Source organism: Pseudomonas sp. PF05, from assembly GCF_056521845.1.
In genome coordinates this window covers 1-18361 of sequence record NZ_JBWLPW010000030.1, presented here as the reverse complement: position 1 = coordinate 18361, position 18361 = coordinate 1, and the positions used below count along the sequence as shown (strand labels likewise).

The following is an 18361-nucleotide window of genomic DNA, read 5'->3' as shown; positions in this document are numbered from 1 at the left end:
AATTCGTTCCTGCCATTTTGCTTTTCTTGTAAGACAATAGCGTCGCAAGACAACAGTGGAGCTAGTAGATGGCAACTATCAACCAGCTGGTACGTCAGCCGCGTAAGCGTATCGTCGAGAAATCCGACGTACCTGCGCTGCAGAACTGCCCGCAACGTCGTGGCGTATGCACCCGTGTGTATACCACCACGCCGAAAAAACCTAACTCGGCACTGCGTAAAGTATGCCGTGTGCGTCTGACCAACGGTTTCGAGGTTTCCTCGTACATCGGCGGTGAAGGCCACAACCTTCAAGAACACAGCGTGGTACTGATCCGCGGCGGTCGTGTAAAAGACTTGCCAGGTGTTCGTTACCACACCGTTCGCGGCTCGTTGGATACTTCCGGCGTTAAAGGTCGTAACCAGGGTCGTTCGAAGTACGGTACCAAGCGTCCGAAATAATCGGCCGTTTTGCAGTTTTTAATTTTATTGAGTCGATAAGAGTAAGGTCGGGCACGCATCTGCTGTCCCGGGCTAACCTGAAGACCGTTTGAGGGCTTATCAATGCCAAGACGTCGCGTAGCAGCCAAACGTGAGATTCTGGACGATCCGAAATACGGAAGCCAGATTCTCGCCAAGTTCATGAACCACGTAATGGAAAGCGGCAAGAAAGCCGTTGCCGAGCGTATCGTTTATGGCGCACTGGACAAAGTTAAGGAACGCAAGAACAGCGATCCCCTGGAAATCTTCGAGAAAGCTCTCGACGCCATCGCTCCGCTGGTCGAAGTGAAGTCGCGCCGTGTAGGCGGTGCTACTTACCAGGTTCCGGTCGAAGTTCGTCCGTCCCGTCGTAACGCCCTGGCAATGCGCTGGTTGGTAGACTTCGCCCGCAAGCGCAGCGAGAAGTCCATGGCCCTGCGTTTGGCTGGCGAACTGTTGGACGCTGCTGAAGGTAAAGGTGCTGCAGTTAAGAAGCGTGAAGACGTGCACCGTATGGCTGAAGCCAACAAGGCTTTCTCGCACTACCGCTTCTAATTTTAGCGTCACTCAATTTGCGAGGGCTTTATGGCTCGTACTACACCGATTAACCGCTACCGTAACATCGGTATCGTTGCTCACGTGGATGCTGGTAAAACCACCACCACCGAGCGCGTCCTTTTTTACACCGGCAAAAGTCACAAGATGGGCGAGGTGCATGATGGCGCCGCGACCACCGACTGGATGGTGCAGGAGCAGGAGCGTGGTATTACCATTACTTCTGCTGCCATTACCGCTTTCTGGAAGGGTTCCGAGAAGCAGTACAAGGACGAGCACCGCTTCAACGTCATCGATACCCCGGGCCACGTTGACTTCACTATTGAAGTAGAACGTTCCCTGCGCGTACTCGACGGCGCTGTGGTTGTATTCTGCGGTACCTCGGGCGTTGAGCCTCAGTCGGAAACCGTATGGCGTCAAGCCAACAAATACGGCGTTCCGCGTCTTGTTTATGTGAACAAGATGGACCGTGCTGGTGCCAACTTCCTGCGCGTGATCGGTCAGATCAAGCAGCGTCTGGGCCACACTCCAGTGCCTATCCAGCTGGCTATCGGTTCTGAAGACAACTTCCAGGGTCAGATCGATCTGATCAACATGCAGGCTGTCTACTGGAACGATGCTGACAAAGGCATGGTCCCTGTTCGCAAGGACATTCCTGCTGAATTGCTGGAAGAAGCCGAGAAGTGGCGCAGCAACATGGTTGAGGCTGCGGCCGAAGCCAACGAAGAGCTGATGAACAAGTACCTCGAAGGTGAAGAACTCACCAATGAGGAAATCAAGGCCGCTCTGCGTCAGCGTACTATCGCTGGTGAAATCGTCCTGGCTGTTTGCGGTTCTTCCTTCAAGAACAAGGGTGTTCCCCTGGTTCTCGACGCCGTTATCGACTTCCTGCCTGCGCCGACCGACATTCCTGCCATCAAGGGTACTGACCCGGATGACGAGACTGTCGAGCTGGAGCGTCATGCAGACGACAACGAGCCGTTCTCGGCTCTGGCGTTCAAGATCGCTACCGACCCATTCGTGGGTACCTTGACCTTTGTTCGAGTTTACTCGGGCGTGTTGAACTCCGGCGACGGCGTGATCAACTCTGTAAAAGGCAAGAAAGAGCGCGTAGGCCGTATGGTGCAAATGCACGCAAACGCCCGCGAAGAGATCAAGGAAGTACGCGCTGGCGACATCGCGGCCTTGATCGGCATGAAGGACGTCACCACTGGTGAAACTTTGTGCAATGGCGACAAGCCAATCATCCTGGTTCGCATGGACTTCCCGGAGCCGGTTATTTCGGTTGCCGTTGAGCCTAAGACCAAGGACGACCAGGAAAAAATGGGTATTGCACTGGGCAAGCTCGCTCAGGAAGACCCGTCTTTCCGCGTCAAGACTGATGAAGAGACTGGTCAGACGATCATCTCCGGCATGGGCGAGCTGCACCTGGACATCCTGGTTGACCGGATGCGCCGTGAGTTCAACGTCGAAGCCAACATCGGTAAGCCTCAGGTTTCCTATCGTGAGCGCATCACGAAGAACTGTGAAATCGAAGGCAAGTTCGTTCGCCAATCCGGTGGTCGTGGCCAGTTCGGTCACTGCTGGATTCGTTTTGCACCGGCTGACGAAGGTCAGGAAGGTCTGCAATTCGTGAACGAAGTCGTAGGTGGTGTGGTTCCTAAGGAATACATCCCGGCGATCCAGAAGGGTATCGAAGAGCAGATGAAGAACGGCGTTGTTGCCGGCTATCCGCTGATCGGCCTGAAGGCGACTGTGTTCGATGGTTCTTACCATGACGTCGACTCCAACGAGATGGCGTTTAAGGTGGCTGCTTCCATGGCAACCAAGCAACTGGCCCAGAAGGGCGGTGGTGAGTTGCTTGAGCCGATCATGGCAGTAGAGGTCGTTACGCCTGAAGACTACATGGGTGATGTCATGGGCGACCTTAACCGTCGTCGTGGCATGATTCTGGGTATGGAAGATACGGTTTCCGGCAAAGTGATTCGTGCTGAGGTCCCGTTGGGTGAAATGTTCGGTTACGCGACCGACGTTCGTTCCATGTCTCAGGGTCGCGCAAGCTACTCTATGGAATTCAAAAAATACAATACAGCTCCGTCGCATATCGTCGAGACTGTTACCAAAAAGCAAGGCTGATTCAGCCCCTTTAAGCTAGGAGTTAATTGTCGTGGCTAAAGAAAAATTTGAACGGAACAAACCGCACGTCAACGTTGGTACCATCGGTCACGTTGACCACGGTAAAACCACGCTGACCGCTGCTCTGACCCGTGTCTGCTCCGAAGTTTTCGGTTCGGCCAAGGTTGACTTCGACAAGATCGACAGCGCCCCGGAAGAGAAAGCTCGCGGTATCACCATCAACACCGCTCACGTTGAATACGATTCGGCCGTGCGTCACTACGCACACGTTGACTGCCCAGGTCACGCCGACTACGTAAAAAACATGATCACTGGTGCTGCCCAGATGGATGGCGCGATCCTGGTTTGCTCGGCCGCTGATGGTCCGATGCCACAAACCCGTGAGCACATCCTGCTGTCCCGTCAGGTAGGCGTTCCGTACATCGTTGTCTTCCTGAACAAGGCTGACATGGTTGACGACGCTGAGCTGCTGGAACTGGTTGAGATGGAGGTGCGCGACCTGCTGAGCACTTACGACTTCCCGGGTGATGACACTCCAATCATCATCGGTTCGGCTCTGATGGCTCTGAACGGCCAAGACGACAACGAAATGGGCACCACTGCTGTCAAGAAGCTGGTGGAAACTCTGGACAGCTACATCCCAGAGCCAGAGCGTGCTATCGACAAGCCGTTCCTGATGCCAATCGAAGACGTATTCTCGATCTCCGGTCGCGGTACTGTTGTGACTGGTCGTGTTGAGCGTGGCATCGTCCGTATCCAGGAAGAAGTTGAGATCGTCGGTCTGCGCGACACTCAGAAAACTACCTGCACCGGCGTTGAAATGTTCCGCAAGCTGCTCGACGAAGGTCGTGCTGGCGAGAACTGCGGCGTGCTGCTGCGCGGCACCAAGCGTGACGACGTTGAGCGTGGCCAGGTTCTGGTCAAGCCAGGCACCGTCAAGCCGCACACCAAGTTCACCGCAGAAGTTTACGTTCTGAGCAAGGAAGAAGGCGGCCGTCATACTCCGTTCTTCAAAGGCTACCGTCCACAGTTCTACTTCCGTACAACTGACGTGACTGGTAACTGCGAGCTGCCAGAAGGCGTTGAAATGGTAATGCCAGGTGACAACATCCAGATGACTGTCACTCTGATCAAGACCATCGCGATGGAAGACGGTCTGCGTTTCGCTATCCGTGAAGGCGGTCGTACCGTCGGCGCTGGCGTCGTAGCCAAAGTCATCGAGTAAGTCTCATATAGAGTCAGCTTGATGAGTTGAAAAAGCCTCCGCTTAGCGGGGGCTTTTTTATTGGGTTGACACCTATCGGGGGCGTCTATAGAATTGCGCCTCCTTTTAACGGGCGTATTGCGCCCGGTGGGAATAGCAGCCGGAGTCTGAAATCCAATGCAAAATCAGCAAATCCGTATCAGGTTGAAGGCTTTTGACCATCGCCTGATCGACCAATCCACCCAGGAAATCGTGGAAACCGCGAAACGTACTGGTGCTCAAGTGCGTGGTCCAATTCCACTGCCTACCCGTAAAGAGCGGTTTACCGTTCTGGTCTCCCCGCACGTCAACAAAGACGCGCGTGACCAGTACGAGATCCGTACTCATAAGCGCGTTCTGGACATCGTCCAGCCAACGGATAAAACCGTTGATGCACTTATGAAGCTTGATCTTGCGGCCGGTGTGGAAGTGCAGATCAGCCTCGGCTAAGACTCGGTCTTAGTCGTGTAACGCTCTGAAATGGGCGGCCATAGCGGGTGAAAGCCCCGTACACTCATGAGGTTTACAACATGACTATTGGTGTAGTCGGTCGTAAATGCGGTATGACCCGTATTTTCACCGAAGAAGGTGTCTCCATTCCGGTCACGGTCATTGAGATCGAGCCGAATCGCGTCACCCAGTTCAAAACTGAAGAGACCGATGGCTATCGTGCAGTGCAAGTCACTGTCGGCGAGCGTCGCGCTTCGCGTGTAACAGCAGCTCAGGCTGGCCACTTCGCCAAGGCGAACGTAGCCGCTGGTCGTACCGTAATGGAATTCCGTCTTGAAGAAGGCGAGTACCAGGCCGGCGATCTGATCAACGCTGAAATCTTCGCCGCTGGTCAACTGGTTGATGTAACCGGTCAGTCCAAAGGTAAAGGCTTCCAGGGTACGATCAAGCGTTGGAACTTCCGCGGGCAAGATAACACCCACGGTAACTCCGTATCCCACCGCGTTCCAGGCTCTATCGGCCAGTGCCAGACTCCTGGTCGTGTATTCAAGGGCAAAAAAATGTCCGGTCATATGGGCGCTGAGCGCGTGACCGTGCAGTCCCTCGAAGTAGTGCGCGTGGACGCTGAACGCAATCTGTTGTTGGTCAAGGGCGCTGTTCCTGGCGCTACTGGCGGCAACTTGGTTGTACGTCCAGCAGCCAAGGCTCGCGGTTAAGGGGAAGCTGACATGCAATTAAATGTAAATGACGCTCAAGCGATCGAAGTTTCCGAACTGACATTTGGCGGCGAATTCAACGAGACGCTGGTTCACCAAGCAGTCGTGGCCTACATGGCCGGCGGCCGTCAAGGTAGCAAGCAGCAAAAGACCCGTTCCGACGTTTCCGGTGGCGGCAAGCGCCCATGGCGTCAGAAAGGTACTGGCCGTGCTCGTGCCGGTACTATCCGTAGCCCAATCTGGCGTGGCGGCGGTACCACTTTCGCAGCTCGTCCTCAGGATCACTCCCAGAAGCTGAACAAGAAGATGTATCGCGCAGCAATGCGTTCCATCCTTGCTGAGCTGGTGCGTACTGATCGTCTGGTCGTGGTTCAGGACTTCGCTGTTGAAGCACCGAAAACCAAAGATCTGCTGAACAAGCTGAACGGCATGGGCCTGACTGACGTCCTGATCGTGTCTGACGCTGTTGATCAGAACCTGTACCTGGCTGCTCGCAACCTGCCACACGTCGACGTTCGTGACGTGCAGGGTTCCGATCCGGTCAGTCTGATCGCATACGACAAGGTGTTGATCACCGTGTCGGCCGTGAAGAAATTCGAGGAGCTGCTGGGATGAACCAGGAACGCGTATTTAAAGTTCTGCTTGGCCCGCACGTTTCCGAGAAGGCTACGGTTCTGGCAGACAAGAAAGGCCAGTTCGTTTTCAAGGTTGCTACCGACGCAACCAAGCTGGAAATCAAGAAGGCCGTCGAAAGCCTGTTCAGCGTGAAAGTAGAGCGCGTGACTACCCTGAACGTTCTGGGTAAAAGCAAGCGCACTGCTCGCGGTCTGGGCAAGCGTAATGACTGGAAGAAGGCAGTTATCTCCCTTCAGCCAGGCCAAGATCTCGATTTCAGCAGCAGTGCTGAGTAAGGAAGGGGTGCATCATGGCAATCGTTAAATGCAAACCGACTTCCCCTGGCCGCCGTTTTGTGGTCAAGGTGGTCAACCAGGAGCTGCATAAAGGCGCTCCTCACGCACCGCTGCTCGAGAAAAAATCGAAGTCTGGTGGTCGTAACAACAATGGCCGTATTACCACTCGTCACATCGGTGGTGGTCATAAGCAGCATTATCGTCTGGTCGACTTCCGTCGCAACGACAAGGATGGCATCGCTGCCACCGTCGAGCGTATCGAATACGATCCAAACCGTACTGCTCACATCGCTCTGCTGCTGTACGCAGATGGCGAGCGTCGCTACATCATCGCCCCTAAAGGCGTGAGTGCTGGCGACCAGCTGATCGCAGGTGCCCTGGCACCGATCAAGCCGGGCAACGCTCTGCAACTGCGTAACATTCCAGTTGGTAGCACCGTACACGGCATCGAATTGAAGCCAGGTAAAGGCGCACAGATCGCTCGTTCCGCTGGTGCTTCGGCTCAGCTGATCGCTCGTGAAGGTGTCTACGTGACCCTGCGTCTGCGTTCTGGTGAGATGCGTAAAGTACTGGCTGAATGCCGTGCGACCCTGGGCGAAGTCTCGAACTCCGAGCACAGCCTGCGTTCGTTGGGTAAAGCTGGTGCCAAGCGCTGGCGTGGCGTTCGCCCAACCGTTCGTGGTGTTGCCATGAACCCGGTTGACCACCCACATGGTGGTGGTGAAGGTCGTACCTCTGGTGGTCGTCATCCGGTATCGCCATGGGGCTTCCCGACTAAGGGCGCGAAGACTCGTGGTAATAAGCGTACCGACAAAATGATCGTCCGTCGTCGCAAGTAAATAGAGGGATACGACAGTGCCACGTTCTCTGAAAAAAGGTCCTTTTATTGATCTTCACCTACTGAAGAAGATCGAAGTGGCGGCGGAAAAGAACGATCGCAAACCAGTTAAGACCTGGTCGCGTCGTTCGATGATCCTGCCACAAATGGTCGGTTTGACCATCGCAGTACACAACGGTCGCCAACACGTCCCAGTTCTTGTGAACGAAGACATGGTCGGCCACAAACTGGGCGAGTTCGCCGGTACCCGCACATACCGTGGGCACGTGGCTGACAAGAAAGCCAAGCGTTAAGGGGTAAGGAAATGGAAGTAGCCGCTAAGTTGTCGGGCGCTCGAATCTCCGCCCAGAAAGCCCGCTTGGTCGCCGACCAGATCCGCGGGAAGAAGGTGGGCGAAGCGCTCAACCTGTTGGCTTTCAGCAGTAAGAAAGCCGCCGAGATCATGAAGAAAGTGCTGGAGTCGGCCGTAGCCAACGCCGAGCATAACGAAGGCGCAGACGTTGATGACCTGAAGGTCAGCACCGTTTTCGTCAACGAAGGGCGTTCGCTGAAGCGCATCATGCCACGTGCCAAAGGCCGTGCTGATCGCATCGTCAAGCGGTCTTGCCATATCACTGTCAAGGTTGCTGACAAGTAACGGAGTCGAAGAGATGGGTCAGAAAGTACATCCCATTGGCATTCGCCTGGGAATCGTCAAGGAGCACACCTCCGTCTGGTACGCAGACGGTCGGACTTATGCGGACTACTTGTTCGCTGATCTGAAGGTGCGTGAGTATCTCCAAGACAAACTAAAAAGCGCGTCCGTAAGCCGTATCGATATCCATCGTCCGGCGCAGACTGCACGTATCACCATCCACACCGCTCGTCCAGGTATCGTTATCGGGAAGAAAGGTGAAGATGTTGAGAAACTGCGTCAGGACCTGACCAAGCAAATGGGTGTGCCTGTGCACATCAATATCGAAGAGATCCGCAAGCCGGAGCTCGACGGTATGCTGGTTGCGCAGAGCGTAGCTCAGCAGCTGGAGCGTCGCGTAATGTTCCGTCGCGCTATGAAGCGCGCTGTACAGAACGCAATGCGCATTGGTGCCAAAGGCATCAAAATCCAAGTGAGCGGTCGTCTCGGCGGTGCTGAAATCGCACGTACTGAATGGTATCGCGAAGGTCGTGTGCCACTGCACACCCTGCGTGCCGACATCGACTATGCCAACTACGAAGCTCACACCACCTACGGTGTGATCGGTGTAAAGGTTTGGATCTTCAAAGGCGAAGTAATTGGTGGTCGCCAAGAAGAGCTGAAGCCACAAGCACCAGCGCCTCGTAAAAAAGCTGCTAAGTAAGGGGTACGCCAAATGTTGCAACCAAAGCGTACGAAGTTCCGCAAGCAAATGACCGGTCACAACCGTGGCCTGGCATTGCGCGGTAGCAAAGTCAGCTTCGGCGAGTTCGCGCTGAAGTCTGTTGCTCGTGGTCGTCTCACCGCTCGTCAGATCGAGTCAGCGCGTCGTGCTCTGACCCGTCACGTAAAACGTGGCGGCAAGATCTGGATCCGTGTATTCCCGGACAAGCCTGTCACCAAGAAGCCACTCGAAGTTCGTATGGGTAAAGGTAAGGGTAACGTGGAGTACTGGGTTGCCCAGATTCAGCCAGGCAAAGTCCTGTATGAAATCGAGGGTGTTTCTGAAGAGCTGGCGCGTGAGGCTTTCGCCCTGGCTGCTGCAAAGCTGCCGCTCGCCACCTCCTTTGTTAAACGGACGGTGATGTGATGAAAGCGAATGAACTTCGTGAAAAATCAGCACAGCAGCTGAACGAGCAACTGCTCGGCCTGCTGCGCGACCAGTTCAATCTGCGTATGCAGAAAGCAACTGGCCAGTTGGGGCAGTCTCATCTGCTCTCGCAAGTTAAGCGTGACATCGCTCGCGTGAAAACTGTGCTCAACCAGCAGGCAGGTAAGTAATCATGGCTGAAGCCGAAAAAACTGTCCGTACGCTGACTGGCCGTGTTGTCAGCGACAAGATGGACAAAACCATCACCGTTCTGATCGAGCGTCGCGTTAAGCACCCGATCTACGGTAAATACGTTAAGCGTTCGACTAAGCTGCACGCGCACGACGAAACCAATCAGTGCCACATCGGCGACAAAGTCACTATTCGTGAAACTCGTCCGATGGCCAAGACCAAGTCTTGGGCGCTGGTTGATGTTCTCGAACGCGCTGTGGAAGTCTAAGGGCTAGGGGTCGGAGAAATTATATGATTCAGACTCAATCCATGCTCGATGTGGCCGATAACAGCGGCGCTCGCCGTGTTATGTGCATCAAGGTGCTGGGTGGCTCCCATCGTCGTTACGCTGGTATCGGTGACATCATCAAAGTTACCGTCAAGGAAGCAATTCCTCGCGGTAAGGTGAAAAAAGGCCAAGTGATGACTGCTGTCGTAGTCCGCACTCGCCATGGCGTCCGTCGTGCTGACGGCTCCATCATCCGCTTTGATGGCAACGCTGCTGTTCTGTTGAACAACAAGCAAGAGCCGATCGGCACCCGTATCTTTGGGCCAGTGACCCGTGAACTTCGTACTGAGAAGTTCATGAAGATCGTCTCGCTCGCCCCAGAAGTGCTGTAAGGAGATCCGACATGCAAAAGATTCGTCGTGACGACGAGATCATCGTGATCGCCGGCAAAGACAAAGGTAAGCGCGGTAAGGTGCTGAAGGTTCTTGCTGACAACCGTCTGGTTGTTGGTGGTCTGAACCTGGTCAAGCGTCATACCAAGCCTAACCCGATGTCGGGCGTACAGGGCGGTATCGTCGAGAAAGAAGCGCCACTGCACGCTTCCAACGTCGCCATCTTCAACGGCGAAACCAACAAGGCTGACCGCGTTGGTTTCAAAGTAGAAGACGGTAAGAAAATTCGTGTCTTCAAGTCGACCCAAAAAGCGGTTGATGCTTGAACACTGCTAGGTAGAAGACCATGGCACGACTAAAAGAGATTTACCGGAAGGAAATCGCACCGAAACTTAAGGAAGAACTTAAGCTTTCGAACGTGATGGAAGTTCCGCGCGTTACCAAAATCACCCTGAACATGGGTCTGGGCGAAGCGATCGGCGACAAGAAAGTCATCGAGCACGCTGTTGCTGACCTGGAAAAGATCACCGGTCAGAAAGTCGTCGTGACTTACGCTCGGAAATCCATCGCTGGCTTTAAAGTCCGTGAAGGTTGGCCGATCGGCGTCAAAGTGACCCTGCGCCGTGAGCGTATGTACGAGTTCCTGGATCGTCTGCTGTCGATCTCCCTGCCTCGGGTTCGCGACTTCCGCGGCCTGAATGCCAAGTCCTTCGATGGTCGTGGCAACTACAGCATGGGCGTTAAAGAGCAGATCATTTTCCCGGAAATCGATTACGACAAGATCGACGCTCTCCGCGGTCTGGACATTACCCTGACCACCACTGCTCGGACGGATGATGAAGGTCGCGCACTGCTGCGCGCTTTCAAATTCCCGTTCCGCAACTGATTGGAGTAGGAAAATGGCCAAGAAGAGCATGAAGAACCGTGAGCTGAAGCGTCAGCTCACCGTTGCCAAGTACGCCACCAAGCGTGCAGCGCTGAAAGCTATCATCGTTGATCTGAACGCAAGTCCAGAAGCGCGTTGGGAAGCTACCGTAGCCCTGCAGAAGCAGCCACGTGACGCAAGCGCCTCGCGCATGCGCAACCGCTGCCGCCTGACTGGTCGTCCGCACGGCGTGTACCGCAAGTTCGGCCTTGGCCGTAACATGCTGCGTCAAGCTGCAATGCGTGGTGACGTTCCAGGTCTGGTTAAAGCCAGCTGGTAAGCAATGTCAAAGTCGTGGCGTTCGGGATCGCAAGATCCTGACCGTCGGTGACCTTGAACTTGAATCAAGCCCCTATTGGGGCTTGATTCATTTGTGGGGTGTGTCTAGAATACCCGGCTCGCCTGAGCCCGTGTTTTTACTACGCGGATGCGCTCGGCGACACGTACTAGCCGAAAGGCTAATTTTTTGTGTATTAGGAGCGTCTAGCCCATGAGTATGCAGGACCCGTTAGCGGACATGCTAACTCGTATCCGTAATGCCCAGATGGCTGAAAAGTCCGTCGTAAGCATGCCATCTTCTACGTTGAAGGTAGCTGTTGCCAAAGTCCTGAAGGACGAAGGTTACATTGCGGGTTATCAGATCAGCAGCGAAATCAAGCCACTGCTGTCCATCGAGCTGAAGTACTTCGAAGGCCGTCCGGTCATCGAGGAAGTGAAGCGCGTTAGCCGTCCAGGCCTGCGTCAGTACAAGTCCGTCGAGGATCTGCCGAAAGTTCGCGGCGGCCTGGGCGTGTCTATCGTCTCCACCAACAAAGGTGTGATGACGGATCGTGCTGCGCGCGCTGCCGGTGTCGGCGGCGAAGTTCTTTGCACTGTGTTCTAAGGGGGGATAAGCATGTCACGCGTCGCTAAGAACCCCGTTAAGCTGCCAGCCGGTGTCGAAGTCAAATTCGCAGGCCAACAGCTTTCGGTGAAGGGTGCCAAGGGCACTCTGCAACTGAACATCCATTCGTCCGTTGAGATCGTTGAAGAAGCTGGTGAGCTGCGTTTCGCTGCTCGCAATGGCGATCAACAGACTCGCGCAATGGCTGGTACCACTCGTGCGTTGGTAAACAACATGGTCCAAGGCGTAAGCCAAGGCTTCGAGCGCAAGCTCCAGCTGGTCGGTGTTGGTTACAAAGCGCAAGCAAAAGGCACAGTGCTGAACCTGGCTCTTGGCTTCTCGCACCCAGTGGATTATGAACTGCCGGAAGGCATCACCGCTGAGACTCCTAGCCAGACCGATATCCTGATCCGGGGCATCGACAAGCAGCTGGTAGGTCAAGTGGCCGCCGAGATCCGCGACTTCCGTCCACCAGAGCCGTACAAAGGCAAAGGTGTGCGCTACGCGGACGAAGTCGTCCGTCGTAAAGAAGCCAAGAAGAAGTAGGGCATAGCAAATGACCGACAAAAAAGTTACTCGACTGCGTCGCGCTCGCAAAGCACGCCTGAAAATGCACGAACTCGAAGTCGTGCGTCTCTGCGTGTTCCGCTCGTCGCAGCACATCTACGCCCAGGTCATTTCGGCCGACGGCAACAAAGTCCTGGCAAGTGCCTCGACTTTGGATAAAGAACTGCGTGATGGCGCCACTGGCAACATCGACGCGGCCACTAAGGTTGGCCAGCTGGTCGCTACGCGTGCTAAAGCCGCTGGCGTCTCGCAGGTGGCTTTCGACCGCTCTGGCTTCAAGTACCACGGCCGCGTCAAGGCGCTGGCTGATGCTGCTCGTGAAGCTGGGCTGGAGTTCTAAGTTATGTCAAATAACGACCAAAAGCGCGACGAAGGCTACATTGAGAAGCTGGTTCAAGTTAACCGCGTAGCCAAAACCGTTAAAGGCGGCCGTATCTTCACTTTCACTGCGTTGACCGTAGTGGGTGATGGTAAAGGCCGTGTTGGCTTCGGCCGTGGCAAGTCGCGTGAAGTGCCTGCTGCGATCCAGAAGGCAATGGAAGCTGCTCGCCGCAACATGATCCAGGTTGATCTGAACGGCACCACTCTGCAGTACGCAATGAAGTCTGCCCATGGCGCTTCGAAGGTGTACATGCAGCCTGCTTCTGAAGGTACCGGTATCATCGCTGGCGGCGCTATGCGTGCTGTCCTCGAAGTTGCTGGCGTTCAGAACGTTCTGGCCAAGTGCTACGGCTCGACTAACCCGGTAAACGTGGTTCACGCCACTTTCAAGGGTTTGAAAGCAATGCAGTCTCCTGAATCCATTGCCGCCAAGCGTGGCAAAAGCGTCAAGGAGATCTTCTGATCATGGCTACCGTAAAAGTTACGCTGATCAAAAGCATGACCGGCCGCATCCCTAACCACAAACTGTGCGTTAAGGGTCTGGGTCTGCGTCGCATCGGTCACACTGTAGAAGTCCTGGATACTCCCGAGAATCGCGGGATGATCAACAAGGCTTACTACATGCTGCGTGTCGAGGGTTAATCGATGAAACTCAATGATCTGAGTCCAGCGCCGGGTTCCCGTCGCGAAAAGCATCGTCCGGGCCGTGGTATCGGTAGCGGTTTGGGCAAGACCGGTGGCCGTGGCCACAAAGGTCAGACCTCCCGCTCCGGTGGCACCATTGCTCCAGGCTTTGAAGGCGGTCAACAGCCGCTGCATCGTCGCCTGCCGAAGTTCGGTTTCGTTTCCCTGAAAGCCATGGACCGCGCCGAAGTGCGTCTGTCCGAGCTGGCCAAAGTGGATGGCGACATCGTCACCGTGCAGTCCCTGAAGGATGCCAACGTGATCAACCAGAACGTACAGCGTGTGAAAATCATGCTGTCGGGCGAAGTTGCTCGTGCTGTCACCATCGGAAAGGGAATCGGCGCCACCAAAGGTGCGCGTGCGGCTATCGAAGCAGCTGGCGGCAAGTTCGAGGAATAAATGGCTAAGCAAGGTGCTCTCTCTGCGCTCGGCAAAGGCGGTATGTCTGAACTCTGGGCTCGTCTGCGTTTTCTGTTCCTGGCGATTATCGTCTACCGAATAGGCGCACACATCCCGGTTCCAGGTATCAACCCGGACCGACTCGCGGACCTGTTTCGACAGAATGAGGGGACCATTCTTAGCTTGTTCAACATGTTTTCCGGCGGTGCGCTGGAGCGGATGAGCATCTTTGCACTGGGGATCATGCCGTACATCTCGGCATCGATCATCATGCAACTGATGACCGCCGTCAGCCCGCAGCTGGAGCAGTTGAAGAAGGAAGGTGAAGCTGGCCGTCGCAAGATCAGCCAGTACACCCGCTACGGCACTGTCGTCCTCGCTCTCGTTCAAGCCATTGGCATGTCCATCGGCTTGGCGGGGCAGGGCGTTTCGTTCACTGCTGACTTCAGCTTTCATTTCGTTGCGGTAACCACGTTTGTGGCGGGCGCGATGTTCATGATGTGGTTGGGTGAGCAGATTACTGAGCGTGGTGTTGGCAACGGTATCTCGATGTTGATCTTCGCAGGTATCGTCGCCGGTCTTCCGAGAGCGATCGGGCAGTCTTTCGAGTCTGCGCGTCAGGGTGATATCAACATTTTCGCCCTGGTTGCCATCGGTCTGCTGGCAGTAGCGATTATCGGTTTCGTGGTGTTCATTGAGCGTGGTCAGCGTCGTATTGCTGTTCACTACGCCAAGCGTCAGCAGGGCCGCAAGGTATTTGCTGCGCAGACTAGCCACTTGCCGTTGAAGGTGAACATGGCCGGCGTAATTCCGGCTATTTTCGCGAGCAGCATCCTGCTGTTCCCGGCTTCGTTGGGTGCCTGGTTCGGCCAGTCTGAAGGTATGGGCTGGTTGCAGGACATCTCGCAGTCGATCGCTCCTGGTCAGCCGTTGAATATTCTGCTGTTTAGTGCAGGGATTATTTTCTTCTGCTTCTTCTATACGGCGTTGATGTTCAATCCGAAAGACGTAGCGGAAAACCTGAAGAAGTCCGGTGCCTTTATTCCGGGCATCCGTCCAGGTGAGCAGTCTGCGCGCTACATTGATGGCGTTCTGACTCGCTTGACCATGTTCGGTGCTCTTTACATGACGGCCGTCTGTCTGTTGCCCCAGTTCCTGGTGGTTGCGGCAAACGTACCGTTCTACCTTGGCGGGACCTCGTTGCTGATCGTGGTCGTGGTTGTGATGGACTTCATGTCCCAAGTACAATCGCACCTCGTTTCGCACCAGTACGAATCCCTGATGAAGAAAGCCAACCTGAAGGGCTACGGCAGCGGCATGTTGCGCTGAGTAGCGTCCATAAGGTTCGAGGAGTTGGTGATGAAAGTTCGTGCATCGGTGAAAAAGCTGTGCCGTAACTGCAAGATTATTCGCCGCGAAGGTGTTGTTCGGGTAATTTGCAGCGCGGAACCGCGTCACAAGCAGCGCCAAGGCTGAGTGTGATTGTGCTTTAAGCCCGGCAGCTAGTGCGCTGCCGGGTTGATTATTTGTTATTACAGCGATATTATCTCGCGCCCTATTTCTTGGCTTCCGGGGCGTAGGTAGCTGTCAATTGGAGTCCCACTGAATGGCCCGTATTGCAGGCGTCAACATTCCAGATAACAAGCATACTGTTATCTCGCTGACCTACATCTATGGTGTTGGTCGCACTACTGCACAGAAAATTTGTGCAGTGACTGGGGTTAACCCAGCGGCAAAGATCAAGGATCTGAGCGACGAGCAAATTGAACAGCTGCGTGGCGAAGTGGCGAAGTTCACCACTGAAGGTGACCTGCGTCGCGAAATCAACATGAAAATCAAGCGCTTGATGGACCTCGGTTGCTATCGCGGTCTGCGTCATCGTCGTGGTCTTCCAGTACGCGGTCAGCGTACCAAGACCAACGCGCGTACCCGTAAAGGTCCGCGTAAGCCGATCCGCAAGTAATCGCCCCAGCGAATCGACAGGAATTTAATCATGGCAAAACCTGCTGCTCGTCCTCGTAAAAAAGTTAAAAAGACAGTGGTTGATGGCATCGCCCACATCCATGCTTCTTTTAACAACACCATCGTGACCATTACCGACCGTCAAGGTAACGCTCTTTCCTGGGCTACCTCCGGTGGTTCGGGTTTCCGCGGTTCCCGCAAGTCCACCCCGTTCGCTGCTCAAGTAGCTGCTGAGCGTGCTGGTCAAGCTGCGCTGGAATACGGCCTGAAAAACCTCGACGTCAACGTCAAGGGTCCAGGTCCAGGTCGTGAATCCGCAGTCCGCGCTTTGAACGGCTGTGGCTACAAGATCGCCAGCATCACCGACGTGACGCCAATCCCGCACAACGGGTGCCGTCCGCCGAAGAAGCGCCGCGTGTAATCCAGGAGATTGTAAAGAATGGCTCGTTACATTGGTCCAAAATGCAAACTCGCTCGTCGCGAAGGCACCGATCTCTTTCTGAAGAGCGGCGTGCGCGCGATCGAATCGAAGTGCAACATTGAAGCAGCACCTGGTATCCACGGCCAACGCCGCGGTCGCCAGTCCGACTACGGCACCCAACTGCGTGAAAAGCAGAAGGTCCGTCGTATCTACGGCGTTCTCGAGCGTCAATTCAGCGGCTACTACAAAGAAGCTGCTGGCAAGAAAGGCGCAACCGGCGAAAACCTGTTGCAACTGCTCGAATGCCGTCTGGACAACGTTGTATACCGTATGGGTTTCGGTTCTACTCGGGCCGAATCCCGTCAGCTGGTATCGCACAAGTCGATCAGCGTTAACGGTCAGACCGTAAACGTTCCGTCCTACCAGGTTCGTGCTGGTGACGTGGTTGCTGTTCGCGAGAAAGCAAAGAACCAACTTCGCATTGTCCAAGCTCTCGATCTGTGTGCCCAACGTGGCCGCGTAGAATGGGTAGAAGTAGACACTGAGAAGAAGTCGGGCGTTTTCAAGAACGTTCCTGCTCGCAGTGATCTGTCCGCCGACATCAACGAAAGCCTGATTGTCGAGCTCTACTCCAAGTAAGGGCTAGAAAATAGGTGCATCCATGCAGATTTCGGTAAATGAGTTCCTGACACCCCGCCATATTGATGTGCAGGTTGTCAGTCCAACCCGCGCCAAGATCACACTCGAGCCTCTCGAGCGTGGTTTTGGCCACACCCTGGGCAACGCGCTGCGCCGCATCCTGTTGTCCTCAATGCCCGGCTGTGCAGTAGTCGAGGCCGAGATTGACGGTGTGCTCCACGAGTACAGCGCCATCGAAGGTGTACAGGAAGATGTAATTGAAATCCTGTTGAACCTTAAAGGTCTGGCTATCAAGCTGCACGGTCGTGACGAAGTTACGCTGACCTTGTCGAAGAAGGGTTCGGGGGTGGTTACCGCTGCCGATATTCAGCTGGATCATGATGTCGAGATCGTTAACCCCGATCACGTAATCGCTAACCTGGCGTCTAACGGCGCCCTGAACATGAAGCTCACCGTAGCTCGTGGTCGTGGTTATGAACCGGCAGACTCGCGTCAGAGCGATGAAGACGAAAGCCGCAGCATCGGTCGCTTGCAGCTTGACTCTTCGTTCAGCCCAGTTCGCCGTATCGCATACGTGGTGGAAAACGCCCGTGTCGAACAGCGTACCAACCTGGACAAGCTGGTTATTGATCTGGAAACCAACGGTACCCTGGATCCTGAAGAGGCTATTCGCCGCGCTGCAACCATCCTGCAACAGCAGTTGGCTGCGTTCGTCGACCTCAAAGGTGACAGTGAGCCAGTGGTTGTCGAGCAGGAAGACGAGATCGATCCGATCCTGCTTCGCCCGGTTGACGATCTGGAACTGACTGTACGTTCGGCTAACTGCCTTAAGGCGGAAAACATCTACTACATCGGCGACCTGATTCAGCGTACCGAAGTAGAGCTGTTGAAGACTCCGAACCTTGGCAAGAAATCCTTGACTGAAATCAAGGACGTTCTGGCCTCCCGCGGTCTGTCCCTCGGCATGCGCCTCGACAACTGGCCGCCTGCAAGTCTTAAGAAGGACGACAAGGCGACTGCCTGATCGTCGTAATCACCGAACGTTGTGTTTGGTAAGGAATGAACCATGCGTCATCGTAAAAGTGGTCGTCACCTGAGCCGCACCAGCTCGCACCGCAAGGCCATGTTCCAAAACATGGCGGTGTCGCTGTTCGAGCACGAGCTGATCAAAACTACACTGCCGAAAGCCAAAGAACTGCGTCGCGTTGCTGAGCCGCTGATCACTCTGGCCAAGACAGATAGCCTGGCTAACCGCCGTCTGGCTTTCGACCGTACTCGTTCGAAAGCTATCGTTGGTAAGCTCTTCAACGACCTGGGCAAGCGCTACGCTACCCGTGAGGGTGGCTACCTGCGCATCCTCAAGTGCGGTTTCCGCGCTGGCGACAACGCGCCTATGGCGTACGTCGAGTTGGTTGATCGTGCTACCAGCGGTGAAGCTGTATCCGCTGAGTAAGTCGGCAACATACAAAAAACCGGGCCTTGTGCCCGGTTTTTTGTTGGTGCGCCAGGCATGGCGCGTTGCGCGTAAGCGCAACCAGCTTGGCTGTGGTGGCCACGCTGGTGACTTGGAGGTGCAAG

The 18361-nt window shown here is 55.0% G+C and carries 32 protein-coding genes; all 32 read left to right on the top strand.

The window, feature by feature from the left end; all coding sequences use genetic code 11:
• Positions 1-68 precede the first annotated feature (68 nt).
• The 32 genes from rpsL to rplQ all read left to right on the top strand — a co-directional run bounded on the left by rpsL (position 69) and on the right by rplQ (position 18236).
• Complete coding sequence (gene rpsL, locus AC09SL_RS28485; protein ID WP_003186084.1) at positions 69-440, top strand: 30S ribosomal protein S12; 372 nt, start codon at positions 69-71, stop codon at positions 438-440.
• A gap of 102 nt (positions 441-542) precedes the next feature.
• A complete protein-coding gene (gene rpsG / locus AC09SL_RS28480) occupies positions 543-1013 on the top strand; it encodes a 30S ribosomal protein S7 (protein WP_058542712.1) in 471 nt (156 codons plus the stop codon).
• A gap of 30 nt (positions 1014-1043) precedes the next feature.
• Positions 1044-3149, top strand: a complete 2106-nt coding sequence (fusA, locus tag AC09SL_RS28475) for an elongation factor G (RefSeq protein WP_058542711.1) — start codon at positions 1044-1046, stop codon at positions 3147-3149.
• A 31-nt stretch (positions 3150-3180) separates the two neighbouring features.
• Entirely contained in the window at positions 3181-4374 is a 1194-nt protein-coding gene (tuf, locus tag AC09SL_RS28470) for an elongation factor Tu (RefSeq protein ID WP_003186103.1), read from the top strand.
• A 156-nt stretch (positions 4375-4530) separates the two neighbouring features.
• Positions 4531-4842, top strand: a complete 312-nt coding sequence (gene rpsJ, locus AC09SL_RS28465; protein ID WP_003186070.1) for a 30S ribosomal protein S10 — start codon at positions 4531-4533, stop codon at positions 4840-4842.
• Between the two features lie 80 nt (positions 4843-4922).
• Entirely contained in the window at positions 4923-5558 is a 636-nt protein-coding gene (gene rplC, locus AC09SL_RS28460) for a 50S ribosomal protein L3 (protein ID WP_003186059.1), read from the top strand.
• 12 nt (positions 5559-5570) lie between these two features.
• Positions 5571-6173 (top strand): 50S ribosomal protein L4, encoded by a 603-nt coding sequence (gene rplD, locus AC09SL_RS28455; RefSeq protein ID WP_003186057.1) that lies wholly within the window; start codon positions 5571-5573, stop codon positions 6171-6173.
• A complete protein-coding gene (gene rplW / locus AC09SL_RS28450; RefSeq protein WP_002555488.1) occupies positions 6170-6469 on the top strand; it encodes a 50S ribosomal protein L23 in 300 nt (99 codons plus the stop codon). The genes rplD and rplW overlap by 4 nt, the downstream gene beginning before the upstream one ends.
• 14 nt (positions 6470-6483) lie before the next feature.
• The gene (gene rplB / locus AC09SL_RS28445) at positions 6484-7308 is read left to right on the top strand and encodes a 50S ribosomal protein L2 (protein WP_003186055.1); all 825 of its coding nucleotides are present in this window, start codon (positions 6484-6486) and stop codon (positions 7306-7308) included.
• A gap of 16 nt (positions 7309-7324) precedes the next feature.
• Positions 7325-7600 (top strand): 30S ribosomal protein S19, encoded by a 276-nt coding sequence (gene rpsS, locus AC09SL_RS28440; RefSeq protein WP_002555486.1) that lies wholly within the window; start codon positions 7325-7327, stop codon positions 7598-7600.
• 11 nt (positions 7601-7611) lie between these two features.
• Positions 7612-7944 (top strand): 50S ribosomal protein L22, encoded by a 333-nt coding sequence (gene rplV / locus AC09SL_RS28435; protein ID WP_003103908.1) that lies wholly within the window; start codon positions 7612-7614, stop codon positions 7942-7944.
• 13 nt (positions 7945-7957) lie between these two features.
• Positions 7958-8644 (top strand): 30S ribosomal protein S3, encoded by a 687-nt coding sequence (gene rpsC / locus AC09SL_RS28430; protein WP_003176422.1) that lies wholly within the window; start codon positions 7958-7960, stop codon positions 8642-8644.
• A gap of 12 nt (positions 8645-8656) precedes the next feature.
• Positions 8657-9070, top strand: a complete 414-nt coding sequence (gene rplP, locus AC09SL_RS28425; protein ID WP_003186052.1) for a 50S ribosomal protein L16 — start codon at positions 8657-8659, stop codon at positions 9068-9070.
• On the top strand, positions 9070-9261 hold the full coding sequence (rpmC, locus tag AC09SL_RS28420) for a 50S ribosomal protein L29 (protein ID WP_002555481.1): 192 nt from the start codon (positions 9070-9072) through the stop codon (positions 9259-9261). Before rplP ends, rpmC begins: the two co-directional genes overlap by 1 nt.
• A gap of 2 nt (positions 9262-9263) precedes the next feature.
• Positions 9264-9530, top strand: a complete 267-nt coding sequence (rpsQ, locus tag AC09SL_RS28415) for a 30S ribosomal protein S17 (RefSeq protein ID WP_003194644.1) — start codon at positions 9264-9266, stop codon at positions 9528-9530.
• Positions 9531-9553: 23 nt separating this feature from the next.
• A complete protein-coding gene (gene rplN, locus AC09SL_RS28410; protein ID WP_002555479.1) occupies positions 9554-9922 on the top strand; it encodes a 50S ribosomal protein L14 in 369 nt (122 codons plus the stop codon).
• Between the two features lie 11 nt (positions 9923-9933).
• Positions 9934-10248: a 50S ribosomal protein L24 gene (gene rplX / locus AC09SL_RS28405; RefSeq protein ID WP_003186046.1), complete on the top strand. Its 315-nt coding sequence runs from the start codon at positions 9934-9936 to the stop codon at positions 10246-10248.
• A gap of 20 nt (positions 10249-10268) precedes the next feature.
• On the top strand, positions 10269-10808 hold the full coding sequence (gene rplE / locus AC09SL_RS28400; RefSeq protein WP_003186044.1) for a 50S ribosomal protein L5: 540 nt from the start codon (positions 10269-10271) through the stop codon (positions 10806-10808).
• A 13-nt stretch (positions 10809-10821) separates the two neighbouring features.
• Positions 10822-11127, top strand: coding sequence for a 30S ribosomal protein S14 (gene rpsN, locus AC09SL_RS28395; protein WP_003186042.1), 306 nt, complete (start codon positions 10822-10824; stop codon positions 11125-11127).
• A gap of 210 nt (positions 11128-11337) precedes the next feature.
• Positions 11338-11730: a 30S ribosomal protein S8 gene (rpsH, locus tag AC09SL_RS28390; protein WP_017848802.1), complete on the top strand. Its 393-nt coding sequence runs from the start codon at positions 11338-11340 to the stop codon at positions 11728-11730.
• A 12-nt stretch (positions 11731-11742) separates the two neighbouring features.
• On the top strand, positions 11743-12276 hold the full coding sequence (gene rplF, locus AC09SL_RS28385; protein WP_053125864.1) for a 50S ribosomal protein L6: 534 nt from the start codon (positions 11743-11745) through the stop codon (positions 12274-12276).
• 10 nt (positions 12277-12286) lie between these two features.
• The gene (gene rplR / locus AC09SL_RS28380) at positions 12287-12637 is read left to right on the top strand and encodes a 50S ribosomal protein L18 (protein ID WP_003186037.1); all 351 of its coding nucleotides are present in this window, start codon (positions 12287-12289) and stop codon (positions 12635-12637) included.
• A 3-nt stretch (positions 12638-12640) separates the two neighbouring features.
• Complete coding sequence (gene rpsE, locus AC09SL_RS28375) at positions 12641-13141, top strand: 30S ribosomal protein S5 (protein ID WP_003186035.1); 501 nt, start codon at positions 12641-12643, stop codon at positions 13139-13141.
• Between the two features lie 2 nt (positions 13142-13143).
• The gene (gene rpmD / locus AC09SL_RS28370; RefSeq protein ID WP_003186033.1) at positions 13144-13320 is read left to right on the top strand and encodes a 50S ribosomal protein L30; all 177 of its coding nucleotides are present in this window, start codon (positions 13144-13146) and stop codon (positions 13318-13320) included.
• Between the two features lie 3 nt (positions 13321-13323).
• Positions 13324-13761, top strand: a complete 438-nt coding sequence (gene rplO / locus AC09SL_RS28365; protein WP_003186032.1) for a 50S ribosomal protein L15 — start codon at positions 13324-13326, stop codon at positions 13759-13761.
• Positions 13762-15090 (top strand): preprotein translocase subunit SecY, encoded by a 1329-nt coding sequence (gene secY / locus AC09SL_RS28360; protein WP_015097035.1) that lies wholly within the window; start codon positions 13762-13764, stop codon positions 15088-15090.
• A gap of 30 nt (positions 15091-15120) precedes the next feature.
• The gene (gene rpmJ, locus AC09SL_RS28355; protein ID WP_002555468.1) at positions 15121-15237 is read left to right on the top strand and encodes a 50S ribosomal protein L36; all 117 of its coding nucleotides are present in this window, start codon (positions 15121-15123) and stop codon (positions 15235-15237) included.
• Positions 15238-15367: 130 nt separating this feature from the next.
• On the top strand, positions 15368-15724 hold the full coding sequence (gene rpsM, locus AC09SL_RS28350; protein ID WP_003186020.1) for a 30S ribosomal protein S13: 357 nt from the start codon (positions 15368-15370) through the stop codon (positions 15722-15724).
• 30 nt (positions 15725-15754) lie between these two features.
• Positions 15755-16144 (top strand): 30S ribosomal protein S11, encoded by a 390-nt coding sequence (gene rpsK, locus AC09SL_RS28345; protein WP_002555466.1) that lies wholly within the window; start codon positions 15755-15757, stop codon positions 16142-16144.
• A gap of 18 nt (positions 16145-16162) precedes the next feature.
• Complete coding sequence (gene rpsD / locus AC09SL_RS28340) at positions 16163-16783, top strand: 30S ribosomal protein S4 (RefSeq protein WP_003176404.1); 621 nt, start codon at positions 16163-16165, stop codon at positions 16781-16783.
• Between the two features lie 22 nt (positions 16784-16805).
• A complete protein-coding gene (locus tag AC09SL_RS28335) occupies positions 16806-17807 on the top strand; it encodes a DNA-directed RNA polymerase subunit alpha (protein WP_003186012.1) in 1002 nt (333 codons plus the stop codon).
• Between the two features lie 42 nt (positions 17808-17849).
• Positions 17850-18236, top strand: a complete 387-nt coding sequence (gene rplQ, locus AC09SL_RS28330) for a 50S ribosomal protein L17 (protein WP_003186009.1) — start codon at positions 17850-17852, stop codon at positions 18234-18236.
• Positions 18237-18361 lie beyond the last annotated feature (125 nt).